At 67.9% G+C, this 20317-nt stretch carries 19 protein-coding genes and 4 pseudogenes; 11 read left to right on the top strand and 12 right to left on the bottom strand.

The genetic code is table 11. From position 1 onward, the window contains the following. Positions 1–521: 521 nt before the first annotated feature. The 4 genes from M4D82_RS34495 to M4D82_RS00835 all read left to right on the top strand — a co-directional run bounded on the left by M4D82_RS34495 (position 522) and on the right by M4D82_RS00835 (position 2333). Positions 522–1106 carry a tyrosine-type recombinase/integrase gene (locus M4D82_RS34495; protein WP_502988846.1) on the top strand — a complete coding sequence of 195 codons (585 nt, stop codon included), beginning with the start codon at positions 522–524 and terminating at the stop codon, positions 1104–1106. Next, positions 1022–1198 carry a recombinase gene (locus tag M4D82_RS00845; RefSeq protein ID WP_502989040.1) on the top strand — a complete coding sequence of 59 codons (177 nt, stop codon included), beginning with the start codon at positions 1022–1024 and terminating at the stop codon, positions 1196–1198. Before M4D82_RS34495 ends, M4D82_RS00845 begins: the two co-directional genes overlap by 85 nt. A gap of 96 nt (positions 1199–1294) precedes the next feature. Further along, positions 1295–2110, top strand: a complete 816-nt coding sequence (locus tag M4D82_RS00840; protein ID WP_249764149.1) for a sulfite exporter TauE/SafE family protein — start codon at positions 1295–1297, stop codon at positions 2108–2110. A gap of 22 nt (positions 2111–2132) precedes the next feature. Beyond that, the gene (locus M4D82_RS00835) at positions 2133–2333 is read left to right on the top strand and encodes a hypothetical protein (RefSeq protein ID WP_249764148.1); all 201 of its coding nucleotides are present in this window, start codon (positions 2133–2135) and stop codon (positions 2331–2333) included. Between the two features lie 108 nt (positions 2334–2441). Here the strand turns inward: M4D82_RS00835 and M4D82_RS00830 are convergent, their stop codons facing one another. Beyond that, positions 2442–2852 carry a DUF6368 family protein gene (locus M4D82_RS00830; RefSeq protein WP_283844537.1) on the bottom strand — a complete coding sequence of 137 codons (411 nt, stop codon included), beginning with the start codon at positions 2850–2852 and terminating at the stop codon, positions 2442–2444. Then, positions 2849–3190, bottom strand: coding sequence for a hypothetical protein (locus M4D82_RS00825; protein WP_249764147.1), 342 nt, complete (start codon positions 3188–3190; stop codon positions 2849–2851). The genes M4D82_RS00830 and M4D82_RS00825 overlap by 4 nt, the downstream gene beginning before the upstream one ends. A gap of 560 nt (positions 3191–3750) precedes the next feature. Here M4D82_RS00825 and M4D82_RS00820 point away from each other — a divergent pair. Beyond that, a complete protein-coding gene (locus M4D82_RS00820) occupies positions 3751–4305 on the top strand; it encodes a hypothetical protein (protein WP_249764146.1) in 555 nt (184 codons plus the stop codon). A 247-nt stretch (positions 4306–4552) separates the two neighbouring features. Next, positions 4553–4705 (top strand): annotated as a pseudogene (locus tag M4D82_RS00815) (transposase); the annotation flags it as partial. 282 nt (positions 4706–4987) lie between these two features. Here the strand turns inward: M4D82_RS00815 and M4D82_RS34490 are convergent. Next, positions 4988–5253 (bottom strand): annotated as a pseudogene (locus M4D82_RS34490) (IS5/IS1182 family transposase); the annotation flags it as partial. Positions 5254–5844: 591 nt separating this feature from the next. On the opposite strand from M4D82_RS34490, the gene M4D82_RS00805 reads away from it, so the two are divergent. Together M4D82_RS00805 and M4D82_RS00800 are read left to right on the top strand one after the other, a co-directional pair. Next, on the top strand, positions 5845–6426 hold the full coding sequence (locus M4D82_RS00805; protein ID WP_249764145.1) for a carbonic anhydrase: 582 nt from the start codon (positions 5845–5847) through the stop codon (positions 6424–6426). A gap of 8 nt (positions 6427–6434) precedes the next feature. After that, positions 6435–7898, top strand: coding sequence for a SulP family inorganic anion transporter (locus tag M4D82_RS00800; protein ID WP_249764144.1), 1464 nt, complete (start codon positions 6435–6437; stop codon positions 7896–7898). 912 nt (positions 7899–8810) lie between these two features. On the opposite strand, the gene M4D82_RS00795 is transcribed toward M4D82_RS00800, so the two are convergent. After that, on the bottom strand, positions 8811–9122 hold the full coding sequence (locus M4D82_RS00795; protein WP_249764143.1) for a hypothetical protein: 312 nt from the start codon (positions 9120–9122) through the stop codon (positions 8811–8813). A 268-nt stretch (positions 9123–9390) separates the two neighbouring features. Between M4D82_RS00795 and M4D82_RS00790 the strand changes: the two genes are divergently transcribed. Next, a complete protein-coding gene (locus M4D82_RS00790; protein ID WP_249764142.1) occupies positions 9391–10044 on the top strand; it encodes a GNAT family N-acetyltransferase in 654 nt (217 codons plus the stop codon). A gap of 41 nt (positions 10045–10085) precedes the next feature. On the opposite strand, the gene M4D82_RS00785 is transcribed toward M4D82_RS00790, so the two are convergent. The 5 genes from M4D82_RS00785 to M4D82_RS00765 all read right to left on the bottom strand — a co-directional run bounded on the left by M4D82_RS00785 (position 10086) and on the right by M4D82_RS00765 (position 14061). Next, positions 10086–10499 carry a hypothetical protein gene (locus tag M4D82_RS00785; RefSeq protein ID WP_249764141.1) on the bottom strand — a complete coding sequence of 138 codons (414 nt, stop codon included), beginning with the start codon at positions 10497–10499 and terminating at the stop codon, positions 10086–10088. Then, complete coding sequence (locus tag M4D82_RS00780; protein ID WP_249764140.1) at positions 10496–11341, bottom strand: IS5 family transposase; 846 nt, start codon at positions 11339–11341, stop codon at positions 10496–10498. The genes M4D82_RS00785 and M4D82_RS00780 overlap by 4 nt, the downstream gene beginning before the upstream one ends. A 194-nt stretch (positions 11342–11535) precedes the next feature. Beyond that, on the bottom strand, positions 11536–12012 hold the full coding sequence (locus tag M4D82_RS00775) for a hypothetical protein (RefSeq protein WP_249764139.1): 477 nt from the start codon (positions 12010–12012) through the stop codon (positions 11536–11538). A gap of 158 nt (positions 12013–12170) precedes the next feature. After that, on the bottom strand, positions 12171–12470 hold the full coding sequence (locus tag M4D82_RS00770; protein ID WP_249764138.1) for a hypothetical protein: 300 nt from the start codon (positions 12468–12470) through the stop codon (positions 12171–12173). Positions 12471–12597: 127 nt separating this feature from the next. Then, the gene (locus tag M4D82_RS00765) at positions 12598–14061 is read right to left on the bottom strand and encodes an NF041680 family putative transposase (RefSeq protein WP_502989039.1); all 1464 of its coding nucleotides are present in this window, start codon (positions 14059–14061) and stop codon (positions 12598–12600) included. A 221-nt stretch (positions 14062–14282) separates the two neighbouring features. On the opposite strand from M4D82_RS00765, the pseudogene M4D82_RS00760 reads away from it, so the two are divergent. Continuing rightward, positions 14283–14795: pseudogene (locus M4D82_RS00760) on the top strand (IS5 family transposase); the annotation flags it as partial. 188 nt (positions 14796–14983) lie between these two features. Here the strand turns inward: M4D82_RS00760 and M4D82_RS00755 are convergent. Both M4D82_RS00755 and M4D82_RS00750 read right to left on the bottom strand, forming a co-directional pair. Beyond that, positions 14984–16627 (bottom strand): alkaline phosphatase D family protein, encoded by a 1644-nt coding sequence (locus tag M4D82_RS00755; protein ID WP_502988845.1) that lies wholly within the window; start codon positions 16625–16627, stop codon positions 14984–14986. A gap of 263 nt (positions 16628–16890) precedes the next feature. Next, positions 16891–17625, bottom strand: a complete 735-nt coding sequence (locus M4D82_RS00750) for a barstar family protein (protein ID WP_249764135.1) — start codon at positions 17623–17625, stop codon at positions 16891–16893. 632 nt (positions 17626–18257) lie between these two features. On the opposite strand from M4D82_RS00750, the gene M4D82_RS00745 reads away from it, so the two are divergent. Then, complete coding sequence (locus tag M4D82_RS00745) at positions 18258–18920, top strand: integrase catalytic domain-containing protein (protein WP_249764134.1); 663 nt, start codon at positions 18258–18260, stop codon at positions 18918–18920. Between the two features lie 58 nt (positions 18921–18978). Here the strand turns inward: M4D82_RS00745 and M4D82_RS00740 are convergent. Next, a pseudogene (locus M4D82_RS00740) lies at positions 18979–20272 on the bottom strand (NF041680 family putative transposase); the annotation flags it as partial. Positions 20273–20317 lie beyond the last annotated feature (45 nt).

Here is a 20317-nt window from a genome sequence, read left to right as displayed (position 1 = left end):
TCTGTTACCCGTGCTCGTCCAGCACGTCGAGACACGGCACGAGCGTCTCGCCGCCCTGCTTGCGGCCGGCCGCGAGGTTCCGCTGGGCGAGACGTTCACCCTGGGGGCCGCCGCTACACCCGCACCGACTCGGTCACGGACCGGCGTCGGGCCCGCCTCCCGAAAGACCCGCCCGTCAGGGTCGTCGACCTGGGCACCGGCGAGACGACCGATGTCACCATGACCGAGGACATCGCCTTCTGGGAGTGGGGGATCGTCGAACTCCTGCGGCACAGCGGCATCCGGGTGGAGGAGTTGACCGAGCTGACCCACCTCAGCATCCGCCAATACCAGCGACCGAACGGCGAAGTCATCGCCCTGCTGGTGGTGGCGCCCTCCATGAACAACCGCGAACGCGTGATCTCGGTGTCCGCCGAGCTCTTCCACGTCGTCGCGCAGATCATCCGCCGCCAGACCTCCGACGGGAAGCCGATCCCGCCCGTCAGCCGCTACGACCCCCACGAGAAGACCTGGTCTGAGCCATGCCCTTCCTGCTCCAGCGCAAGATCGGTACCGTCCCGGGCGTGCTGGCCACCGGCACGGCACTCGGGATGCTCCGCCGTTCCTGCAAAAGGATCGCCGAGACGAACCAGGCGTTCGCCGGTATGTCCTTCACCCCACACGACTTCCGGCGCCTGTTCGCCACGGAAATCGTCAACGGCGGCCTGCCGATCCACATCGGCGCCGCCCTGCTCGGACACATGAATCTCCAGACGACCCAGGGCTACGTCGCCGTCTTCGCCGAAGACGTCGTCAAGGCCTATCAGGAGTTCCTCAACCACCGCCGGACCGAAAGGCCCGAGGGCGAATACATCGAGGTCACCGACCAGGAATGGGCCGACTTCGAAGAACACTCCGACAAGCGCCGGGTCGAGCTCGGCAACTGTGCTCGCCCCTATGGATCCTCCTGCCAGCTGAACACGCCTGCATCCGCTGCCCGATGCTCCAGGTCAACCCCAAGATGCTGCCGAGACTGGCCGAGATCGAAAAGGACCTGGTCCTCCGCCGCAAACGGGCCGAGGAGGAACAGTGGCTCGGCGAGATCGAAGGCATCGACATCACCCTGACCTTCGTCCGAACCAAACAGGTCGACGCCGCCCGACTTGCCCAGCGGTCACCCGTCGCCCTCGGCATCCCGACCACCCGCCGGCCCGGATGAGATCCTGATGCTCGGAGATCCGGACGAACCCTGAGTGGACACCCAGTGCCTTCGTGCCATGGCACGAAAGAGCTGCCACCAGCGAGGATGCCCGTCATGACCCCCGACCAGACCCTCACCTCACTCCGCCCGACGCACTCGGCACGCGTCGTCTTCGGCGCCGGGGCCGCGATCGGAGTGCTGGGCGGCATGATCGGCCTGGGCGGCGCGGAGTTCCGCCTGCCCCTGCTGATCAGCCTCTTCGGGTTCGCCGCCCTCTCGGCGGTCATCCTGAACAAGGCGATGAGCCTGGTCGTGGTCCTGGTCGCCCTCCCCGCCCGACTCGCCGCGGTCCCGGCCGCCGATGTCGCATCCCGCTGGCCCGTCGCGGGCAACCTGCTGGCCGGCAGCCTGCTCGGGGCCTGGGCGGGCGCGTCTTGGGCGGTCCGGATGCGCAGCACGACCCTCTATAAGGTCCTGGCCGCGCTGATGGTCCTCATGGCGGCCGCCCTGGTCCTCACCCACACCACCACCCTGGGCAACCTCGACCTGCCGCTCTGGGCCCAGATCCCTGCCGGAGTCGCGGCCGGGTTCGGCATCGGGGTCGTCGCCGCGATCATGGGAGTCGCCGGCGGCGAGCTCCTGATCCCGACGATCGTGCTGCTGTTCGACGAGGACATCAAGACAGCCGGCAGCCTCTCCCTGCTGGTTTCCCTGCCGACCATGCTTGTCGCGTTCGCCCGCTACAGCCGCGACGGCAGCTTCGCCGTCCTCGGCGCCAACATCCGGTTCACCGCCAGCATGGCGGCAGGCTCCATCGCCGGCGCACTGCTGGGCGGACTCCTCCTCGGCGTCTTCCCCGACGCCGTCCTCATCCCCGCCCTCGCGGTGATCCTGCTCGTCTCAGCCGTCAAGCTCGTTCGGCACGACTGACCCAGCCGTCCGGCTTGACTTGGTGCAGAGAAGGACCAAGATCCGCCGGCGGCACACCATCGAAGCCATCGTGGGGGCCGTCACCGGCAGCCTCACCCGCCCCCAACTCCTCATCCTCGGCCGCCACGACCCCACCGGACGCCTCCGCCCCATCGGCCGCACCGTCCCGCTGCGCCCCGATGCCGCCGGCCAGCTCGCCGAGCACCTGTCCGCGTACTCATAAGAGTGCTCAGTGAGGTACGAAAAAACGTGCCCAGTTGGACGACGGTGTGAGTGTCAGCCTCAAGCTTCTGCCATGCCGAGGTGCGGTGTGGCCTGGATGGGCCTGGGCCTACTTGACGAGGCGGAAGTCTGGGTGCTGCAGCCAGGCACTGAGGAACTGCAGATCGCCGACATGCCGGATCCAGCGGTCGCCGCCGCCCGTGTCATAGGAGACTTCCTTGACGGTGCCAGGGAGCGATGCCACCAGCGCCCGTGCTCGGGCCAAGGCCGCGGCTTCTTCCGCCCGATCGCCAGGGGTGTATCCAAGGACGCCGTCGAAGTCGATCATCGCGTGGAGCCGTTGGGTGAAGGCAAGGGCGAGGTGACCGAGCAGAATGTGGTTCACCTCCCCGGAACAGCCGGCGGCGAGTATGAGGCCCTGAACTGGCGGCAGCGAGAATTCGGAGTAGTCCTCGTCGTCTGCCGGGATGCAGTCGTCCTCCGAGAGCTCAAGGGCCGGCGCCGGCCACTCGTCGCTCAGGGCTGTGGGGCCCAGGGGTCGTCGCTGTACGGGTCGGGCTCATCCGGGTGGAGCATGCGGCGGACGCAGCGCAGGAGCCCCGGCTCGTTGCCGCCGATGGCGGCCATCCAGGGCAGGGCGTCCATGGCGCGGGCGCGTTCTTCGGTGGCCAGGACGTCGACGGCGACGAATGGCGGCTCCGCCGCAGCGTCGTCGTGCGCTGGGCCCACAGCTGGTACGGGCAGTGCGGCATCGGTGAGCTGCCCGCAGCCCTTCGGGATCTCCCGCCGCTCGTGGGCATGGATGCCTGACGTACGGCGACGCGTGGACCCCGTCGGCAGCTGGCCTGCGGGGTCCACGCACTTCCAAGGCGTCCCAGGGCCAACTACGGCGGTACTCAGGTAGACGTACAACTGCGTCGACTTCATGCCCGACGCTGCGGACGACACAGGCCAAAGAGGGTGACTTGAGTTGGTTCGGAAGTTCCCCTGGCTCACCAGCCGAGGCGAATGTGGCCGGCGCCCCGATTCCGCTGGGCGGGTGGCAAGGGCGCCGGCCGACCGAGAACACGCCGTGGGAGACCCAGGTGCGTCGTCACCGCGAAGCATAGCGGTGAAGGGAGTCGAGGAGTGCCCGACAGGCTCGGCGAGCGGGTGGCCGCCGTGTGCTCGCCATCGGCGAACCCATCCAGGTGTCTTAGTCGCGGTAGGTTTTTCTTGTCGGTTGCGTGTGGGAGTCGGCTCTGGTGTTCGTGTGTTGTTTCGACCGGGAGGTCGGGGTCGTGATTCGGGCGGGACGAACGGGTGTGGGGCGTGAGGAGTTGGCGCGGGTATTGGGGATGAGGTGGACGACTTTCCGGAAGATCCGGCCCTACATCGCGGAAGGGTTTCCGACGCCGGTCTCGTCGGAGGGGTCTCAGGTGTTGTTGTGGGATCTGGAGCAGGTGGAGGCGTATCGCGACGGAATGCCCCGGCCGGCCTTGCCGGGGGTGGAGGACGACAGGGATCTCCTCGACCGGCGGGAGGTCGCTGTGGTGTTGGGGGTACAGGCGCGCAGCGTCGACGCCTACAAGACCGATCCTCGGTTGAGCGAGCACACGGTGGTGGTCGGCGGGGTGGAGCACTGGCCGCGGGCGGCCGTGCGCGCCTACGGCGCCGGCCGCGGGGCGGTGAGCGGTGTGGTGGGCCGTCCGCGGGGATCGGGTGACATGGTCCCCCGGGACCTCTTGCCAGCCCGTATCGCCGAACTTCTCGACGAAGACCCCGCTGTGACGGCGGCCCGCGTGGTCGACGTCCTCGGAGTCTCGACTCCCACCGCGCAGAAGGCACTGGTGCGAGCGCGCGCCGAGCGCATCGCCGAGCTGATGCTCGCCGAAGGCCTGGACGCCGAGGAGGCCGCCGATCGTCTCGGCTACCCCCCGGCGGTCCGCCGCGCGGCCCTGAAGGCCGCCCAGCACCTCCACGAGAACCCCTGAAAGAGCGTTTAGTCCTGGCCGGGGTGTTTGGTGGCGGTCTGGGTGTCTGGCCTGTCTGGGGCATCTGAGGTTTCCGGCGACTGCTGTGCCGTGTGAGGCTGGCGACAGCAGACGAGTGTCTGTTTCGGTCCTTTCGCTCCTGTCTGATCCCAAGGCGCCCCCACTCAACCCTCTTTGCGCCCTGTGGCGGGATGGCGGCCGACGGTACTACCGAAACATGACTCGTCAGCGGCCGTAGCCGAGTGACCTGTCCGATGCCCGATGGAAACTTCTGGAAGCCATTTTGTCGGCTTGGCGGGCCGAGCGGAGAGGGAAGGGCTTGGATATCGGTCGGCCACCCGAGCACGATTTACGCCGGATCATGGACGCGGTCCTCTACGTCGACAGGACCGGGATCCCCCAAGGACCGCTTCGAGGAGATCCCGGGCATGCCTGACATCGTCGAGGGCGTAGCCCCGGCAGCCACACTCTTCGTCTCGCGGGTAGAAGGGTCGACGTCCTGGAGGCCCGAGGAACGCTTCATACCGTTGCAGTGCCTGGCCGATGGCACCGGTAGGTGACGGGTGCGAAAGCGCACCTGGCCGTCTACGTGGCATAGGCCTTTCGGTATGCAGTCATGAGCAGCATTCTGCCGGCGGCCGTATCAAGCTGGCCGAAGCCGGGCGCCGTAGCCAGGATCCGGGAGCCAGGACACGGTACGGACCCACCGGTGGTATCCGAGTCGTTGTGAGGACTCGATGCCCTTGCGGGTGATGCGATGGCGGATGCCGCGTTTGAGGGAGCCATCGGCGCAGGTGGACGTGGTCGTATGCCTTGTCTGCGTGCAGATTCGCAAACCGCCGCCCGGAGCCCCCGACGGGAACGGGTGCGGGGCATCCGCCGGGGTGGCTCCAGGCCGAGGCTGTCGTGCATGCCGGCGCCCGAGATGCCCACTGGGCGAGGCAGCCCATTCACTCCTTCGTCGGCATAGCCGTAGCACTTGTCTGTCACCGCCGCCGCCTCACCAGATGAAACGACGTGCCAGCCGATCAACTGCGCGGGATCAACGACACGTTCGCGCCAAGAATCCTCGCACTTTCGGGCTCTCTTCAGGCGGACACGTTGCGTTAACCCCGCAAACGACTTCGTCGGGTTAACGTGTTTCTTGACCAACCGTTGACTGACGCTTGGTGTGCACAAGAGGTGCCGATTGGCTGGAGGGATGGATGCTGCGAGGTGTGACGGCCGGGACTGCGCTCGTGGTCCTCGCCGCCGTTCTGGTCGCCACCTGTTCCCGGTGCATGCGGCAGCGTTCGCACACGCGCACGAGGCCTGTCGCGCCGCGACCGAAGCTCAGTCCGGAATTGAGTCATCCCGGTAGGCCCCGCGCGCCGTCACCGGTCATGGCGACCGCTGCCTCGGCGGGCCGGCAGGCCCCCGCGCACCCCCGCCACATCCCGGCGGCGCTCCAGGTCTTCCGCTGCTGACAGCGAAGCACCGCCTACCTCTGCCCAGCCCGTCCGACGCGCCGCCATGGCGCGCCAGGAGGAATGACCACGTATGCAGCCCCTCATCGACAACGCCCGCACATTTGGACAGCGCCCTGAGGAGTTCGCCAAACTGGCCGAAGGCCAGTCCCCACAGGTCCTGTTCATCACCTGCTCCGACTCCCGGGTCGTACCGGCCCTGATCACCGGCGCCGCCCCCGGTCAGCTCTTCGAGCTGCGCACTGCGGGGAACATCGTCCCGCCGTATGCCTCCGAGCGGCCCACCTCCGAGGCCGCCACCATCGAGTACGCCGTGGAAGTGCTCGGGGTCCAGGACATCGTCGTCTGCGGCCACTCGCACTGCGGTGCCGTCGGCGCGCTGGTACGCGGCGACGACCTCGACCCCGTCCCCGCCGTACGGGACTGGCTCGCGTACGCCGCGAGCCGGCCGGATTCGTCCGACCCGGACGACCCGGCGGTCGCCGCTTCCGTACAGCACCACCTGCTCACCCAACTCCTGCGCCTGCGTTCGTACCCCTGTGTGGAGAGGGGGCTGGCCGAGGGGCGTCTGCGGGTGCGCGGTTGGTACTACGAGGTGCACACGGGAGCCGTACTCGAACACCACGCGGACACCGATACCTTCCAGGCTCTGTGAGCGGCGCCATGAACGCTGTGATCAAGTCTCCCCTTCTGAGGCAGGACTTCGCCGCCTCCCTCGTCGTCTTCCTCGTCGCGCTGCCGCTGTGCGTCGGCGTGGCCGTCGCCTCCGGCGTCCCGGCGGAACTCGGCCTGGTCACCGGCATCGTGGGCGGCATCGTCGCGGGGCTGATGCCCGGCAGCAGCCTGCAGGTGTCCGGGCCGGCCGCGGGTCTGACCGTGCTCGTCTTCGAGGCCGTCCGCCAGTTCGGACTGGCCGCGCTCGGCGTGATCGTGCTGGCCGCCGGGCTGCTCCAGCTCCTCATGGGTGCGCTCAAGCTGGGCCGCTGGTTCCGGGCCATCTCGGTCTCGGTGGTCGAGGGCATGCTGGCCGGCATCGGGCTCGTGATCATCGCGGGCCAGTTGTACGCGGCGGCGGGCCTGAAGGCACCGGCGTCGGGCATCGACAAGATCGCGGGGCTGCCGGAGGCTCTCGTCCGCGCGGTCGGCAGCACCGAGGCCCTGGCCTCGCTCGGGGTGGGCGGGGCCACCATCGCGGTGATCGTGCTGTGGAAGCGGATGCCGAAACGGGCCCAGGCGGTGCCGGGCGCGCTCGCGGCGGTACTGGTGGCCACGCTGGCCTCGCTGGCGTTCGCGCTACCGGTCGCCACGGTGGAGGTGCAGGGGCTGCTCGGCGCGATCCAGCCGCCGGGGGCCGACGCCTTCGGTCGGCTGGCCGAGCCGGCCATCTTCGGCACCATCCTCGCGTTCGCGTTGATCGCCTCCGCCGAAAGCCTGTTCAGCGCGGCGGCCGTGGACCGGCTGCACGACGGGCCGCGCACCGAGTACGACAAGGAACTCATGGCGCAGGGCGCCGGCAACACCGTGTGCGGGCTGCTCGGCGCGCTGCCGATGACCGCCGTGATCGTGCGCAGCTCGGCCAACGTCCAGGCGGGCGCGAAGACCAAGGCCTCCCGCGTACTGCACGGCGTATGGTTGCTGCTGTTCGCGGCGCTCCTGCCGTCCGTCCTGGAGCTGATCCCGCTGCCCGCCCTCGCTGGCATCCTCGTACACGCGGGTTGGAAGCTGATCCCGTTCCGGCAGGTCGTGCTGCTGTGGACGGCCTACCGCGGTGAGGCGCTGATCCTCGTGGTCACGGCCGTGGCGATCGTCGCGGTCAACATGTTCGAAGGCGTGCTGATCGGTCTGGCGCTGTCGGTCGCCAAGACGGCCTGGCAGGCCTCGCACGTCAAGTTGGAGGTCATCGACAAGGGCGCCGGCCCCGTCCAGGCGTACCTGTCGGGCAACGCGACCTTCCTGCGGCTGCCGAAGATCCTCGACAGTCTGGAGGCGCTGCCTCAGAACCGCCCCGTGGAGCTGGACCTCTCTGGGCTGCACCACGTCGACCACGCATGCCGCACGGCGCTGGAGAACTGGGCCGAGCGGCACAGCGCGGATGACACGGAACCGGTGAGGGTCACGGCGCCGTAGGCTCGCGCCGCGTGGCGATCAGTCTTCAGCGGTGACCGACGTGAGTGATGCGTCGGTCAGTTGACCCGGACCGGTACGACGATGTGCGGGCCGCGGTGGGAACCCCCGCCGCGGCCTGTCGGCCTTCCCGGGTACGCCGGAACCGACGGCACATGGCGTCATCCGACAGCATGTCGTCACTGAGGCTGGCGCATTTCAGGCCGCGGCGAGCGCCGGGAATCTGGAGTCGACCGCGAGGGCCGGGTGCTGCGCGCGCTTTGAGACTCTTCCCCCTTCGAGGGAGCTACCGGGCCGCCCAGTAGCCCGCTAAAGACCCCTTTCGCCGGGTGGGGGCGGGCGTTGCGGGTCCGGTGCCGCCGGGTCGGCGGCCCGGCGCTGCGCTCGTGACGTCTCGCGCTGCGGGGTGCGTCGGCGCTTCGCGCCTGTGCACCCCTTGCCCTGAGCATTACGCGCTCAGGGGTCGGCTGGCACCTCCCCCGCAATGCCCGCCCCCACCCGGCGAAAACACGTGCTGACCTGGCTGTTCATCACTCTTTAGAGCCGGCCGACACCTCCAAAAAGTAGCCGAGAGGCGATAGAATTTTCTTGTTGGTGAGGCCCGGCGGCAGGGCCCCACGGCCAGGAACATCCCCTCGATTCGAGGGAGAACCATGTCCGAACGTGCATCTCAGCGCCGGCGACCAGGTCCAGGGCAACGATCCGCGCGTAGGTGCTAGCCGGTGGTCGCCAAGGGTCTCGTGGACCTTGGCCGTACGCGAGTACACCGAAGCCGCCGGCAGTCCCGCCGGGCAAGCCAGCCGCCCTCCCGCGAACACACACGCGACTGACCGCGGCCACACCTGCGGACCGCCAACTCCACTCCAGCACTTCTGCCATGCCCAGATCGGGGGCCAGGTGCCGAGCACTTCGGGCTCAGACCCCGTTGCCCCATCCGAAGGTGGCGTTGTAGGCGCGCTGGAGTGAATGCCGGCCATGGTCCCCGTCGGCGTACGCCCACGCGAGGGCTGCGGCGAACCAGAGCAAGAAGACTCCGCTGACAATGCCCAGAGCGACCAGGTTGCCGTACCAGCTGAGGAGGACCACAGCGACGGTCACGATGACCGCGCCGACGTGGGCTCCCCACAAGTCGAGCGACGCAGCCTTGCGTGCCGCTCTGCTTTCGGCCCGTTCTGCGGCGAAGCGTTCCTCTCGAACAGACTGCGGTTCGTTCTCGTCGAAGTTCATCTCATCCCCCTGGCCCTGACGCTACATGGACCCGGACCGCGTCGGCAGAGGAGCACCAATGTCCCCGAAGTGGACCTGACCGGATGGTCCGCGCGCAGGCCGAGGAGGTTCAGAAAGTGGTCTTAGAGGGCGGTTCGTGGGCAGATGCTCCTTTCCGATTGAGGGTGGGGCAGGAGAACTGATTCGTGGCGTCGCCGACTGCTACTTCTCGGTAAGGCTCCCCGTGTAATGTGCAGTCGCGTTCTGCACTTATTACGGAAGGATCCGCATGGACGCTGAAGTCGTACGTTCATGGGTGGAGGGCTGGGTTGTCTCACGCGGAGCCGCGCCGCCGGTGTCCGAGCCCTGGGGCTTCACCGTCGACGTCGGGCTGATCGGTCAGGTCACCCGGCACGTGCTGATGGATGCTGACGAGTCACTGGTCCGCAAACTGACGGAGACGGTTACCGTCCCGAACACCTGGCTCAAGCTCTTCTTGCCGCCGCAGACTGTCGCCTCGTGGGCAGCGCCCGGCTGGCGCCTTGATGACGACGGTTTCCTGATGTCGGCACTGCTGCACACAAACGCCGCAGTGGCCCCCGACGGCTACCAGGTGCGTACTTGGGCGCGGGGCGGCGTCACGCGGGTGCTCGTTATGACGGAGGACGGTGCGTTCGCCGCCCGTGGTCAGGTCGCCATGCCTGGTCCTGGGCGCACCGCTGTCTTCGACCAGGTCGAGACTTCGCCGGCCCACCGTCGCAAGGGACTTGGCAGCCTCGTCATGAGGACGCTTGAGAATGCCGCTGTTGCCACGGGCTCCTCGTCTGCTGTGCTGGCCGCGACGGTCGAGGGGCGGGCGCTTTACGAGTTCCTGGGGTGGCGCACCCACGGCCCGCTGACCAGTCTGGTCCGCGAGGTTCCACCGCAGAGGCTGGAGATTTGAGCAGACGTTCGCGGGCCGGTGTTTCTTTCCGGGTGAGCGGGTCAGCGCATCGCCGGCTGCTGTTTCCTGGCGAAGCTGCCTGTGTCGGATTCGGTGAGCACACCTATCTTGACCAGGCGTTTCAGCTTGGCTCGGGTGCCCTCGACGTTCTTGGGCAGTAGTTCGTGTCCGAGCGCCTGGCAGACTTCCCTGGCCCGGAGGGAGCCGGTCGCTTCGTTGAACGCAGCGAGGATGCGTGGGTAGTCCGGGTGCTCGGGTAGTTCTGGCGGGGAGGCGGGGAGCCGGTCGGCGACATTGGTGACGGTCTTGCGGGTGATCGCGAGGTGCTCAAGGTGTGTCTCGGTCTCCCGTAGCCGGGCCTGCAAGCCGTCGATCTGTGCGCGGAGGTCGTCGGCCAGCGCCCGGGCGGCGTCTCCCTGAAGGTCCAGTGCCTCCAGCAGGGGCTGGATGTTCATGAGCTCACCGCCTCCTGGCGCCAGGTGAGGGTGTTCGCGCCTGTGAGGCGGCGGATCATGACGTGGGACATCGCCCAGTGGACGCGGGAGGCGGACGAGGACGGGTGGTGCTCGTAGTCGCGGACCAGGCGCCGGTGCAGTATCAGGATTCCGTAGGTCTGCTCGACCCTCCACCGCTTCGACTGGGGCACGAAGCCCTTGTCCTGCGGGTTGCGTTCGACGATCTCGACGTCGATGCCCAGGCCGGCGCCGTGTACGACGACCTGTTTCTTGAAGCCCTGGTCGATAAGTGCCTTCTCGACGGTTTCGCCGGCGTGCTCGGCGACTTGGTCGAGCAGTGCGATGCCCGCGGCGTTGTCGTGTGTGTTCGCGGCGAGGACGACCACCGCGATGACCAGGCCCAGTACGTCCACGGCCAGTCCGCGCTTGCGGCCGGGCACCCGCTTGGCCGGATCGAGGCCGGTCGTGGCGGCAGGGACCCCGGCGGCCGCATGGACACTCTGGGTGTCCAGCACCACCAGGGTCGGGTCCTCTAATCGACGGGCTCGCTCCCGGACCTGGCAGCGCAACAGTTCGTGGATGACCTGGTCGGTCCCGTCATCCCGCCAGGCCGCGAAGTAGTAGTACGTCGCGCTCTTCTGCGGAAGGTCGTGCGGGAGATAGGCCCACTGGCAGCCGGTCCGTCCCTGGTAGAGGATCGCGTTCACGATCTCCCGCATGTCGTAGGCGCCCTGATGGCCGCTGACCGAGCGATGCCGGTCCTTCCACGCGGTGATGACCGGCTCGATCAACGACCACTGCTCGTCCGATAAATCGCTCGGGTACGGCTTGCGTTCACTCACCCCGCCACCCCAACAGGCCACGGGCAGCGCACCAGCAGATTCCGTATTCGCTCACACCATCAGGCGACCACAGAACAACTCAAAGAGTTACAAACCGTCCTCTGAAACGCTGAGCACCTGGGCCGCCATCACCCTCATGACCAGACGCCTCGCCCGGAAAGGCGCTACCCCCAGCTTGCCAAGGAAAGCCCCAGCTACGACGGCCAGATGACCATGCCGTCACGCACCACCAGCGGTTCGGGCTGGCGCTCTTCATAGAACCGGGTCCATCCCAGGTTGACGCTGCCATCGGGGCGTCGGTGAAAATCGCCAGCCTTGCTCGCGAGCCAGGTGAGCAGTTCGCCAGTGCGCTCGAAGTCGTCGGGGTGGATCTCCTGCCGGCTGGTCAGAGCCCAGGCACTACGCCGGCTGTCTTGCTTGCGCAACAGGACCGAGACAAGTGCGCCTTCCACCTTGTACGCCTCGCCGTGGTGGCCCAGAAGAGGCTGAGGATGGTCCTCGACGATGGGTTCCCCGTGATCATCCTCCACCGCAAACGGAAAATCGGTCACGATTCGGAGGACCTTCGGCTGGGGGCCCAGCCCGAGGTGCCATTGGAGCTCGGCAAGTTCCTCCTCCGACAATTCGTCGCGCAGGTCCAGCGTGAGCATGAGTTCAAAGATGTCAGCCATAGCCGCACACGCTAGTGCTCACGTCTGACAGTCCGACCCTCGTCAGCTGGTGGACCTCCCCCACGTGGACGGACAGGGCGGATTGAGAACAGTTTCTCATCTTGTCGTTTAACGTCCGCAGGTGAACGACGTCTCGACTGCCAAGCGTCGCCGTGCCCTCAGCTGACGGAGTCAGGGAGATTGGCGTCGCCGGTGTCCGACACCAGCTCCGCGAGTTGGAACAGGTACTCAGACTGCGAGAACCGTCCGTGGACGCGAACGACGTAGGACCGCTCTGAGCACTTGAAGATCTCCCGTCGTTGGACCTTCCACACATCACCCTCGTAGGTGTCCAGGTTCCTCAGGAACGCAACCATCGCGTCCTCCGGACTACCCGTCAGCTCTTCAAGAATGGCAACGCGGTACGACTCCGCAGGCGACCCGCCGACCGGGCTGACCAGGACTATCCACCGGGACATATGGCTCTCAACTCGCTCTTCAGTGATCAGGACCTCGCTGGACTGATCGTTTCAGGCAGCAGTGTCGGCGATCAAGCGCATGACGGTTCCCGAAGGGGGCGGACCACCGAAGCTCGATCCGACTGCATCAGCTGGTGCGGCGGGGCTTGGTGCCCGTCATATGGTGGGTTGGTCGGGTGTATGGCTCGCCGGTGGCGAGCACTCGACCCACGTCGTGACGGGTGGCCGGGTGGCGATTCTTCGAGCCAGGTGCTCGCCCGGGACCGGGGCGAGTCGGTTTCGGTGCACCGGCTGGGGAGCCCGTCTTCACGCGCAGGTTTCTGAACCCCCGCCGTACTCGGGCGGGGGTCAGCTTGTTCGGTGGGGCTGGCGCCTCCCAGGGCCGCCGGAGGTCGGTGGCCAGCGGGCGGGCGAGCCGGAGCTGGGAATGGGCGGCGATCACTAACCACGTCCATCGGTCGGCCGCTTCCGGGCTGCGAAGCCGGGGCTTGGTCCAACCGAGCGTCTGCTTGAACAGGCGGAAGGTGTGCTCGATGTCGAACCGGCGGAGGAACGACTGCCAACAGCGGTCCACGTCTTCGGTGGAGGCTGTGGTGCCGGACCACCACAGCCAGACCGGCTTGTTGACGCCTCCGCTGGGCAGTTTCTCGGCTTGGAGGCGGATGACGGTGCCCTCGATGATCGGCAGGGGCCCGTCGTGGTCGAGCCAGGCCGCCCGGCGGGTAAGCCGCGGGTGCAGCCGGTCCCACGCTTGAGCGGTCGCTCTCCCATAGAGGCGGGTGTCCGTGGTCGTCACAGCCTGTTCGGCGCCCCAGCTCGCGGGGTCGCCGAAGACGAACTCGCCGCCGTGCTTGGGCGGACGGCCGCCCTTGGGGTCGTAGATCCGTGGCGGCGTCGGCCGTCGCATCACCCGATCTGAGCGCAGGCGGCCGAGGATCTGCACCGGCAGGTCGCCCAGTAGGTGGGCGATGCGAGGTGAGTCATAGCCCGCGTCCAGCACCACCAGCACTTGGGGATCACCCTCCTTCCACTGGCCGGCGGCGACGAGCCGTTCGATGACTTCGCGGATCTGGACGGTGGTCACCGCGGCGACATCCGCGCCGGGCTTCAGACGGACTGCATCCAGCACCGCCGTCCATGAGGTCCGGCCCGTCTCCAGAGCGGCCACGACCGAGTAGGGCCAGCCTGGCACCATCTGGTGCTTGCCTTCACCTCGGCCGAACGTATGGCAGAAGGCCCGGTCAGGGCTGGTGTCGGCGTCCGGCCTCAGCCACGGTGAGACGTCCACTGCCAGTACCAGCCGGCCGTCCGCTGCCCTCGGCAACGGCACCCCGGCCAGGGCTCGGCGAAGCCGGGCGACGTCGATCCGGCCCTGATTGAGCCCGCCGTAGAGAGCACCGTGACCGCGGCGGTGCTCCGGGGCGAGCGCAAGATCGACCAGCGTCCGTACGGGTCCATCAGTACATAACAGCGCGTCGCACAGCTCGAACAACGCATCCCCGCGTGCGGTCAGACACGCGTACAACTCCATCCGGAAGCGTGACACTCCCGCGAACGCATCCCGCTGGACACCCTGACGCACCAAATTCACAACCACGGCCTCGCGCTGATCTGCCTCTGTGACGGAGCACAGGATCAGCCGAAGGCCGCCTTCATGTCCGCTGAACTGCGAAAACGCCGATCAAGTACGAGCAGCGTTCGACGGCGGACGTTAAACGACAAGCTCATCGCGACCGCCTGATCAACCCCGCGGGGCGGCGGGCCCGGCTGCCGGGCCCGCCGCCCCGTTTCGAGGTCACCCGGGAAACCCTGATGCGCCACCGCCGATATCCCTCGGACACCACCGACGCCGAGTGGGCCCTACTCGAACCGCTCCTGCCCGTCCCGGCCTGCGAGACCGAGATCGGCGGGGCCCCAGAGAAGCACCCCAGACGGGAGATCGTCGACGCCATCCGCTATGTCGTTGACACGGGCTGCAAGTGGCGAGCCCTCCCGGCCGACTACCCGCCCTGGCGAACGGTCTGGGGCTTCATGGCGACATGGACGGCGGCTGGCGTCATCGGCCAAATTCGCGACCACCTGCGTGGACGCATCCGCCGTGACATGGGCAAGGGCCCCCGAGCAGTCGCGACTGTGATCGACTCCCAGAGCGTGAAGGCCGCCGAGACCGTCGGCAAGGCCTCGCGCGGTTATGACGCGGCGAAGAAGATCAATGGCAGGAAGCGCCACATCGTCGTTGGTACCCGAGGTCTCCCGCTGCTGGCCATGGTCACGCCCGCCGACGTGACCGACCGCGACGCCGCGAAGGAAGTGCTCTTCCGCCTCACCACATAGGACACGGTCTCAGGCGCCGGATCCTACCGCCCCGGGCTCGACCACCTCCCTCAACGGCACGGGGCCTCGTGCGTTGCGAACCCCGCCCCCTCACAGAGGTATACGAGCTCCGCCGTCGATGACGGTGCCGGCGGGCGTGGCCGGGTCACGCCCACGTGTTCCTCCGGGTCACGCGACGGTCAGGTCGGTTGGAGGCCCGGTTCACCGGCGGCGACGGCCCAGGAGGCAGAGGTGATCACGGGCGACTGACGGACCGCGATGCTGGCGACGGTCCGGGCGTCGGTGATCCACTGCTCCCGGTCGATGTTCAGCCGCAGATAGCCGCGCAGGGAGCCGTCGTAATAGCGGACATGCCGATTGAAGACCGGGTTGAAAGCCTTGAGCGGTGCGTCGAATTCGATGGGAAAGTCGGAGCTGACGCTGGTTGCCGTGAATTCGACGGCGACCGGTGCGCTGTTCAGGTCGTCGCGTTCGATCCGCAGATCGCTGAACCAGGAAGAGTGGATGTCGCCCGCGAGCACGATCGGGTTCGCCACCCTCGCGTCGCGCAGGAATTGCAGCAGCCGGCGGCGGGCGGGGTCGTAGCCGTCCCACTGGTCGAGGTTGGCGATGGGAGGCAGCGGTCGGGTCGGGTCGAGGAAGTTGGGGAAGCGGATCTGGCTCATCATCACCTGCTGGGTGATGACGTTCCACAGGGCACGGGAGTCGGCCAGTCCGCGCCTGAGCCACCTCTCCTGGACATCGCCGGTGAGTGTGCCGGCAGTGTTCTGGGTGCCCGCTGCCGGGGGGCCGAAGTCGCGGGGGAATCCCCCCGGCTGGTCCGTGCGGTACTGGCGGGTGTCCAGCACGTTCAGCCGAACCAGGTCACCGAAGTCGAAACGGCGGTAGATCCGGTAGTCCGGGGAGCCGGGATCGAGGCGCTGCCGGAGCGGCAGGTGCTCGTAGTAGGCCTGGTAGGCGGCGGCGCGCTGAAGCGCGAAGGTGGCGGGGTCCTGCCTACGGGCGCCGACGTCATCGTTCTCGTCCAGGAGATCGGCGTAGTTGTTCTCCACGTCGTGGTCGTCCCAGGTGACGATCCATGGGAAGGCGGCGTGGGCGGCCTGCAGGGACGGGTCCGTCTTGTACTGGGCGTGCCTGGCCCGGTAGTCGGCGAGGGAGACCAGCTGATTGAGGCCGGGGGTCGCGGGGGTCGTGTGCAGCCGGTCGGGATAGGTGCTGTTGGGGTCCCACTCGTAGATGTAGTCGCCCAGGTGCAGCACCGCGTCGAGGTCCTCCTCGGCGAGCGCGGTGTACGCGGGCCAGTAACCGTTCTGCCAGTCCTGGCAGTTGACCACGCCGAGCCGGAGGGCGCCGGGACGGGAACGCGGCGACGGGGCGGTGCGCGTCCGGCCGACCGGGCTGAGGTGTCTGCCCGTCCGGAAGCGGTACCAGTAGTCACGGGCCGGGGCCAGGCCTCGTACATCGACGTGGACGCTGTGGGCGAATGCGGGGTCGGCGACCGCGACAGCGCGGCGGACGACCTGGCGGAATTGCGGATCGGCAGCGATCTCCCATTCCACCTGCACCGGGGTGGTCCCCATGGAGGGGGCGTCGTAGGGATCGGCCACCAGCCGCGTCCACAGGACGATCCCATCAGGCAGCGGATCACCGCTGGCCACGCCGAGTTTGAATGGGTCTTGCTGGACCCGCTCCGCGTGGGCGGTACGGATGCCCAACGCCTGAGCACCCGCGGCAACGGCCGCGCCGACCAGCAGTCCGCGTCGGCTGATCGCCGGCGTACGGGGTCTGGCAGGGGCAAAGGAAGAGTCGATTGTGGACGGCACCGGTGGCCTCCTGAAGTAGCGTCAGCATCACCTGCTGGAGCGAGAGCCAATCATCCTGAAAGGACCGGCCATGAACCGGAACCTGCTTCCGGACTCTCACGCCGCCACCCAGTCAGCCGACATCTACAACCTCGGCCAGCTCATCGGCCGGGCCATCACAGGCACCATGCCCCAGATGCAGCAGCTCTCGCCATCTGGCTCCGCACATGATCGGCCGGACAGGTCCTAGCGAATCCAGTTGCTTGGCTGGCGCGGCCCGTCATTCAGCCGTTCGAATGTTCGCAGCGCAGGTGCTCAGAGCGGGACTGGAGGACGTCCAGGGCCTCGTGGATCGAGCAGCCGAGGTGGTCTCGGAACAGCTTGATGGCCTTGATGGTCATGCCGCTGAGGATCTCTTTGTCTGCGAAGGAGAGCGGGCCGGCCGTCCAGGGGGCGGACGCGGGATCTCCACCGGGCCAGTCGACGTCGGTCAGGGTGGCGAGCAGGCGGCCGTCCGCGAGCTCCACCGCCACGTCCATGCCGCGGGCCGCCTTCTCCGTGAAGGCAACGGGTGCGGTGTGGTCCAGGAGGAAGACGAAGTGCTGGGCCATACGCTGCCGCCACTCATCGAGCTCGCCGTCGCCGTCCAGGCGCAGGTTGGAGTTCCAGGCTGCCTGGGCGAGAACCGATACGAACAGCCCGAGGAAGTCCGACTTCAGCAGGTCGTCCGCGTGCTCGATCAGAATCGCGACGTCCTGGTCCCCGTGGCCGGGACCGTGCCAGTCGTGGAGGCAGTCCACGAGCGCGTCCCAGTTGTGGCCGAAGTAGCCGAGGAACGACAGCTCCCGGGCGAACGTGCGGAAGACGGACGCCGGATCCCGCATTTCCCGGCCGTCCAGCCGCAGGACCAGACCGTTTCGCTGCACGAGCGCGGCCGTTTCCGACGCCAGCCATGGGTCGGCCGGGGAGGTGAACACGACCCATGGGGAGCGGTGTTCCGTCAGAGTGGGCTTGGTCATCATGAGTGAGATCCTTGCACGGCATTTGCTCGGAGCCCGAGCGATTAAAGGAGGGAAGATCGTGCTCAACGAGCACCGTCCGCCCAGGTCAGGAGGCTGCCGATGACCATCTTCAATGCGAACGGACAGCGGGAGGGTTGAGCTTCGGTGCCGTCCATGTATTACGGGGCTACTGCAGCAGGATCATCTTCCGCAGGAGGTGGAAGCCAGCTCGTCCGTAGAGCTGCCTTTTGATCTTCTTGATGCGGTTGACGGCGCCCTCGATGCTGCCGGAGCTCCAGTGGAGGGTGAGTCCGGTGTCATGTGGATGAGCCGTTTTGTTGGCCTGGGTCGGGCCGGGGTGGTGGTGTGTGGTGGCTGTGCTGCCGGAGGACGATGAGCTGGTCGATGGGGTACCGCCGTCGAGGGTGGGGCGTGAGGGCGCGGTTGCGCGTCTGATGGCGTTGGATTCCCGGGGTGGGTTGACGTCGGCGCATGTGCGTTTGGTGGCGTCGGGGCTCGGGGTTTCGGTCCGTACGGTGCGCCGTTGGGTGGCGGCGGCTCGTTCCGAGGGCCGGGCGGGTCCTTTGCCGCGGGCGCATTTCGCGGTCACTCCTCACTTGCGGGGGCTTTTGGCGGTGTGGGGCGGGAACGTGGCCGCGGTGCACCGTGAATTGGTTGCTGAGGCCCGGGCGGCCGGGGACCGGGAGCCGGTGCCGTCGTTGGCGACGTTGCAGCGTGCGGTGGCGCGTGATCTGTCGGCGGGGGAGCGGGCTGGTCTGCGTGGGGGTGAGGCGGCGCGGCCCCGGTATGACGTGTACGGCAAGCGCCCGCCTGTGCACCGGAATGCGTGTTGGGAGGGTGATCACAAGCGGGTTCCGGTCCGCGTCAGCCTCGACTGCATCGCGGTGTGTCCGTGGGTGACGTGGTTCATCGATGTCGCGACGAAGGCGATCGTCGGGGTGGCGGTTACCCCGCATCAGCCGGCCCGGGACGCGGTCCTGGCCGCGCTGCGCACGGGGATCAGTCGCACCGAGCCGTACGGCCCGTTCGGTGGTCTGCCCGGGGTGGTGCGGGTGGACCGGGGCAAGGAGTTCTTGTGCCGGACGGTGGAGCGTGCTCTGGGCGCTTTCGCGGTCCCGGTGGATGATCTGCCTGCGTACAAGCCCTACCGGAAGGGCACCATCGAGGCCCTCAACGGTGCGGTGGAGGAGATGCTGCTGGTCTCGCTGCCGGGCTATACGCACGTGCTCGCCCCGCTGAGGTGTGCCACCCGGATCCGGTGGAGGATCTGCTCTCGTACCCGGACTTCGTGAAGGTCCTGTTGGACTGGGTGGCTTGGTGGAACACCGAACACCATCCTGAGCTTGTTCTTTATGCTCTGGCCTGGTCGCGTTCGGTGATCGTCTCGGGTCGTCTGACGGTTTGCCCACGTCGTGGCGGGTTGCGGGCCGCTGGTTCTTCGAGCCGAGGGGCCTGCCGGGGCCGGGCCGGGCCCCGTTCCGTTTCGGTGCACGGGCCGGGCAGGGCAAGTGAGCGCGGAGGTTCCGAAACCCGCGGCGGACTCGGGCCGGGGTGAGTCGGCCGGGCTGTGCTGGTCGTTCCCAGGGGCGGCGCAGGTCGCCAGCCAGCGGACGGGCGAGCCTGAGCTGGGTGTGGGCGGTGATGATCAGCCACGTCCAGCGGTCCGCGGCCTCGGGTGTGCGGGTCTTCGGACGGGTCCAGCCGAAGGTCTGCTTGATCATCCGGAAGGTGTGCTCCAGATCGAAGCGCCTGAGGAACGCCTGCCAGCGCAGATCGACCTCCTCGCCGCTCATGCCGGTCTGGGAGGACCACAGCCAGAGGGGTAGTGGGTCGCCGCCGCCGGGCAGGTGGTCGACTTCCAGGCGGATCAGGGTGCCCTCATGATGGGGAGTTCTCCGTCGTGTTCGATCCAGGCGGAGCGGGTGGTGAGGCGGGGGTGGATGCGGTCCCAGGCCATGGTCTGGGCAGTGCCGTACCGGTCGGTGACCTGGGTGGTGGTCACGTCCGGCTCACCCCAGGTCTCCCGCTTGGCAAAGCGGAACTCTTTGCCGTGCTTCGGGGGACGCCCGCCCTGCGGCGGACAGATCCAGGGCTGGGGCACGGGCTTGCGCATCACGCGATCCGACCGCAGCCGGCCCAACACCTCCACCGGCAGGCCGTCAAGAAGGTGGGCCAGGCGCGGGGCGTCGTAGCCGGCGTCAAAGACGACCACGATGTCGGCGTCACCCTGGCGCCACTGCCCGCTGCCGATCAGGTCCTCGACCACGCGGCGGACCTGGGCGGCGGTGACCTCGGCGACGTCGTCCTCGGGCCCAAGGCGGACCGCGTCCAGCAGCTGGCACCAGGACGTGCGGCCCGATTCGAGGGCGGCGACGAACGAGTACGGCCACCCGGGGATCATCAGGTGCTGGTCCCGGCCGCGACCGAAGGTATGACAGAACAACCTGTCCGGGCTGCACTTGGCGTCCGGCCGCAGCCAATTGCTCACGTCCACGGCCAGGACGAGCCGGTGGCGGGCAGCCCTCGGCTGCGGCAGCGCGGCCAGTGTCCGCCGCAGCCTGCCGACGTCGATACGGCCGCAGTTCAGAGCGTCGTAGAGGGCGCCGTGCCCGCGGCGGTGCTCGGGCAGAAGCGTGAGGTCCACACCTGCTCCGGAGCCGAGAATCAGAAATGGGATTCCAGGTAGCTG

It is taken from the genome of Streptomyces sp. RerS4 (assembly GCF_023515955.1).
In the GTDB taxonomy this organism is placed as follows: domain Bacteria; phylum Actinomycetota; class Actinomycetes; order Streptomycetales; family Streptomycetaceae; genus Streptomyces.
The sequence above is the reverse complement of the archived record's forward strand: the minus strand, read 5'-3'. Positions and strand labels throughout refer to the sequence as shown.

Excerpts from the sequence above, each read along its gene's own strand:
- M4D82_RS34495 (WP_502988846.1), top strand. The coding sequence starts at position 522 with ATGCCCTTCCTGCTCCAGCGCAAGATCGGTACCGTCCCGGGCGTGCTG.
- M4D82_RS00805 (WP_249764145.1), top strand. The coding sequence starts at position 5,845 with ATGCAGCCCCTCATCGACAACGCCCGCACATTTGGACAGCGCCCTGAG.
- M4D82_RS00790 (WP_249764142.1), top strand. The coding sequence starts at position 9,391 with ATGGACGCTGAAGTCGTACGTTCATGGGTGGAGGGCTGGGTTGTCTCA.
- M4D82_RS00770 (WP_249764138.1), bottom strand. The coding sequence starts at position 12,470 with ATGTCCCGGTGGATAGTCCTGGTCAGCCCGGTCGGCGGGTCGCCTGCG.
- M4D82_RS00775 (WP_249764139.1), bottom strand. The coding sequence starts at position 12,012 with ATGGCTGACATCTTTGAACTCATGCTCACGCTGGACCTGCGCGACGAA.
- M4D82_RS00840 (WP_249764149.1), top strand. The coding sequence starts at position 1,295 with ATGACCCCCGACCAGACCCTCACCTCACTCCGCCCGACGCACTCGGCA.
- M4D82_RS00750 (WP_249764135.1), bottom strand. The coding sequence starts at position 17,625 with ATGACCAAGCCCACTCTGACGGAACACCGCTCCCCATGGGTCGTGTTC.
- M4D82_RS00795 (WP_249764143.1), bottom strand. The coding sequence starts at position 9,122 with ATGAACTTCGACGAGAACGAACCGCAGTCTGTTCGAGAGGAACGCTTC.
- M4D82_RS00785 (WP_249764141.1), bottom strand. The coding sequence starts at position 10,499 with ATGAACATCCAGCCCCTGCTGGAGGCACTGGACCTTCAGGGAGACGCC.
- M4D82_RS00800 (WP_249764144.1), top strand. The coding sequence starts at position 6,435 with ATGAACGCTGTGATCAAGTCTCCCCTTCTGAGGCAGGACTTCGCCGCC.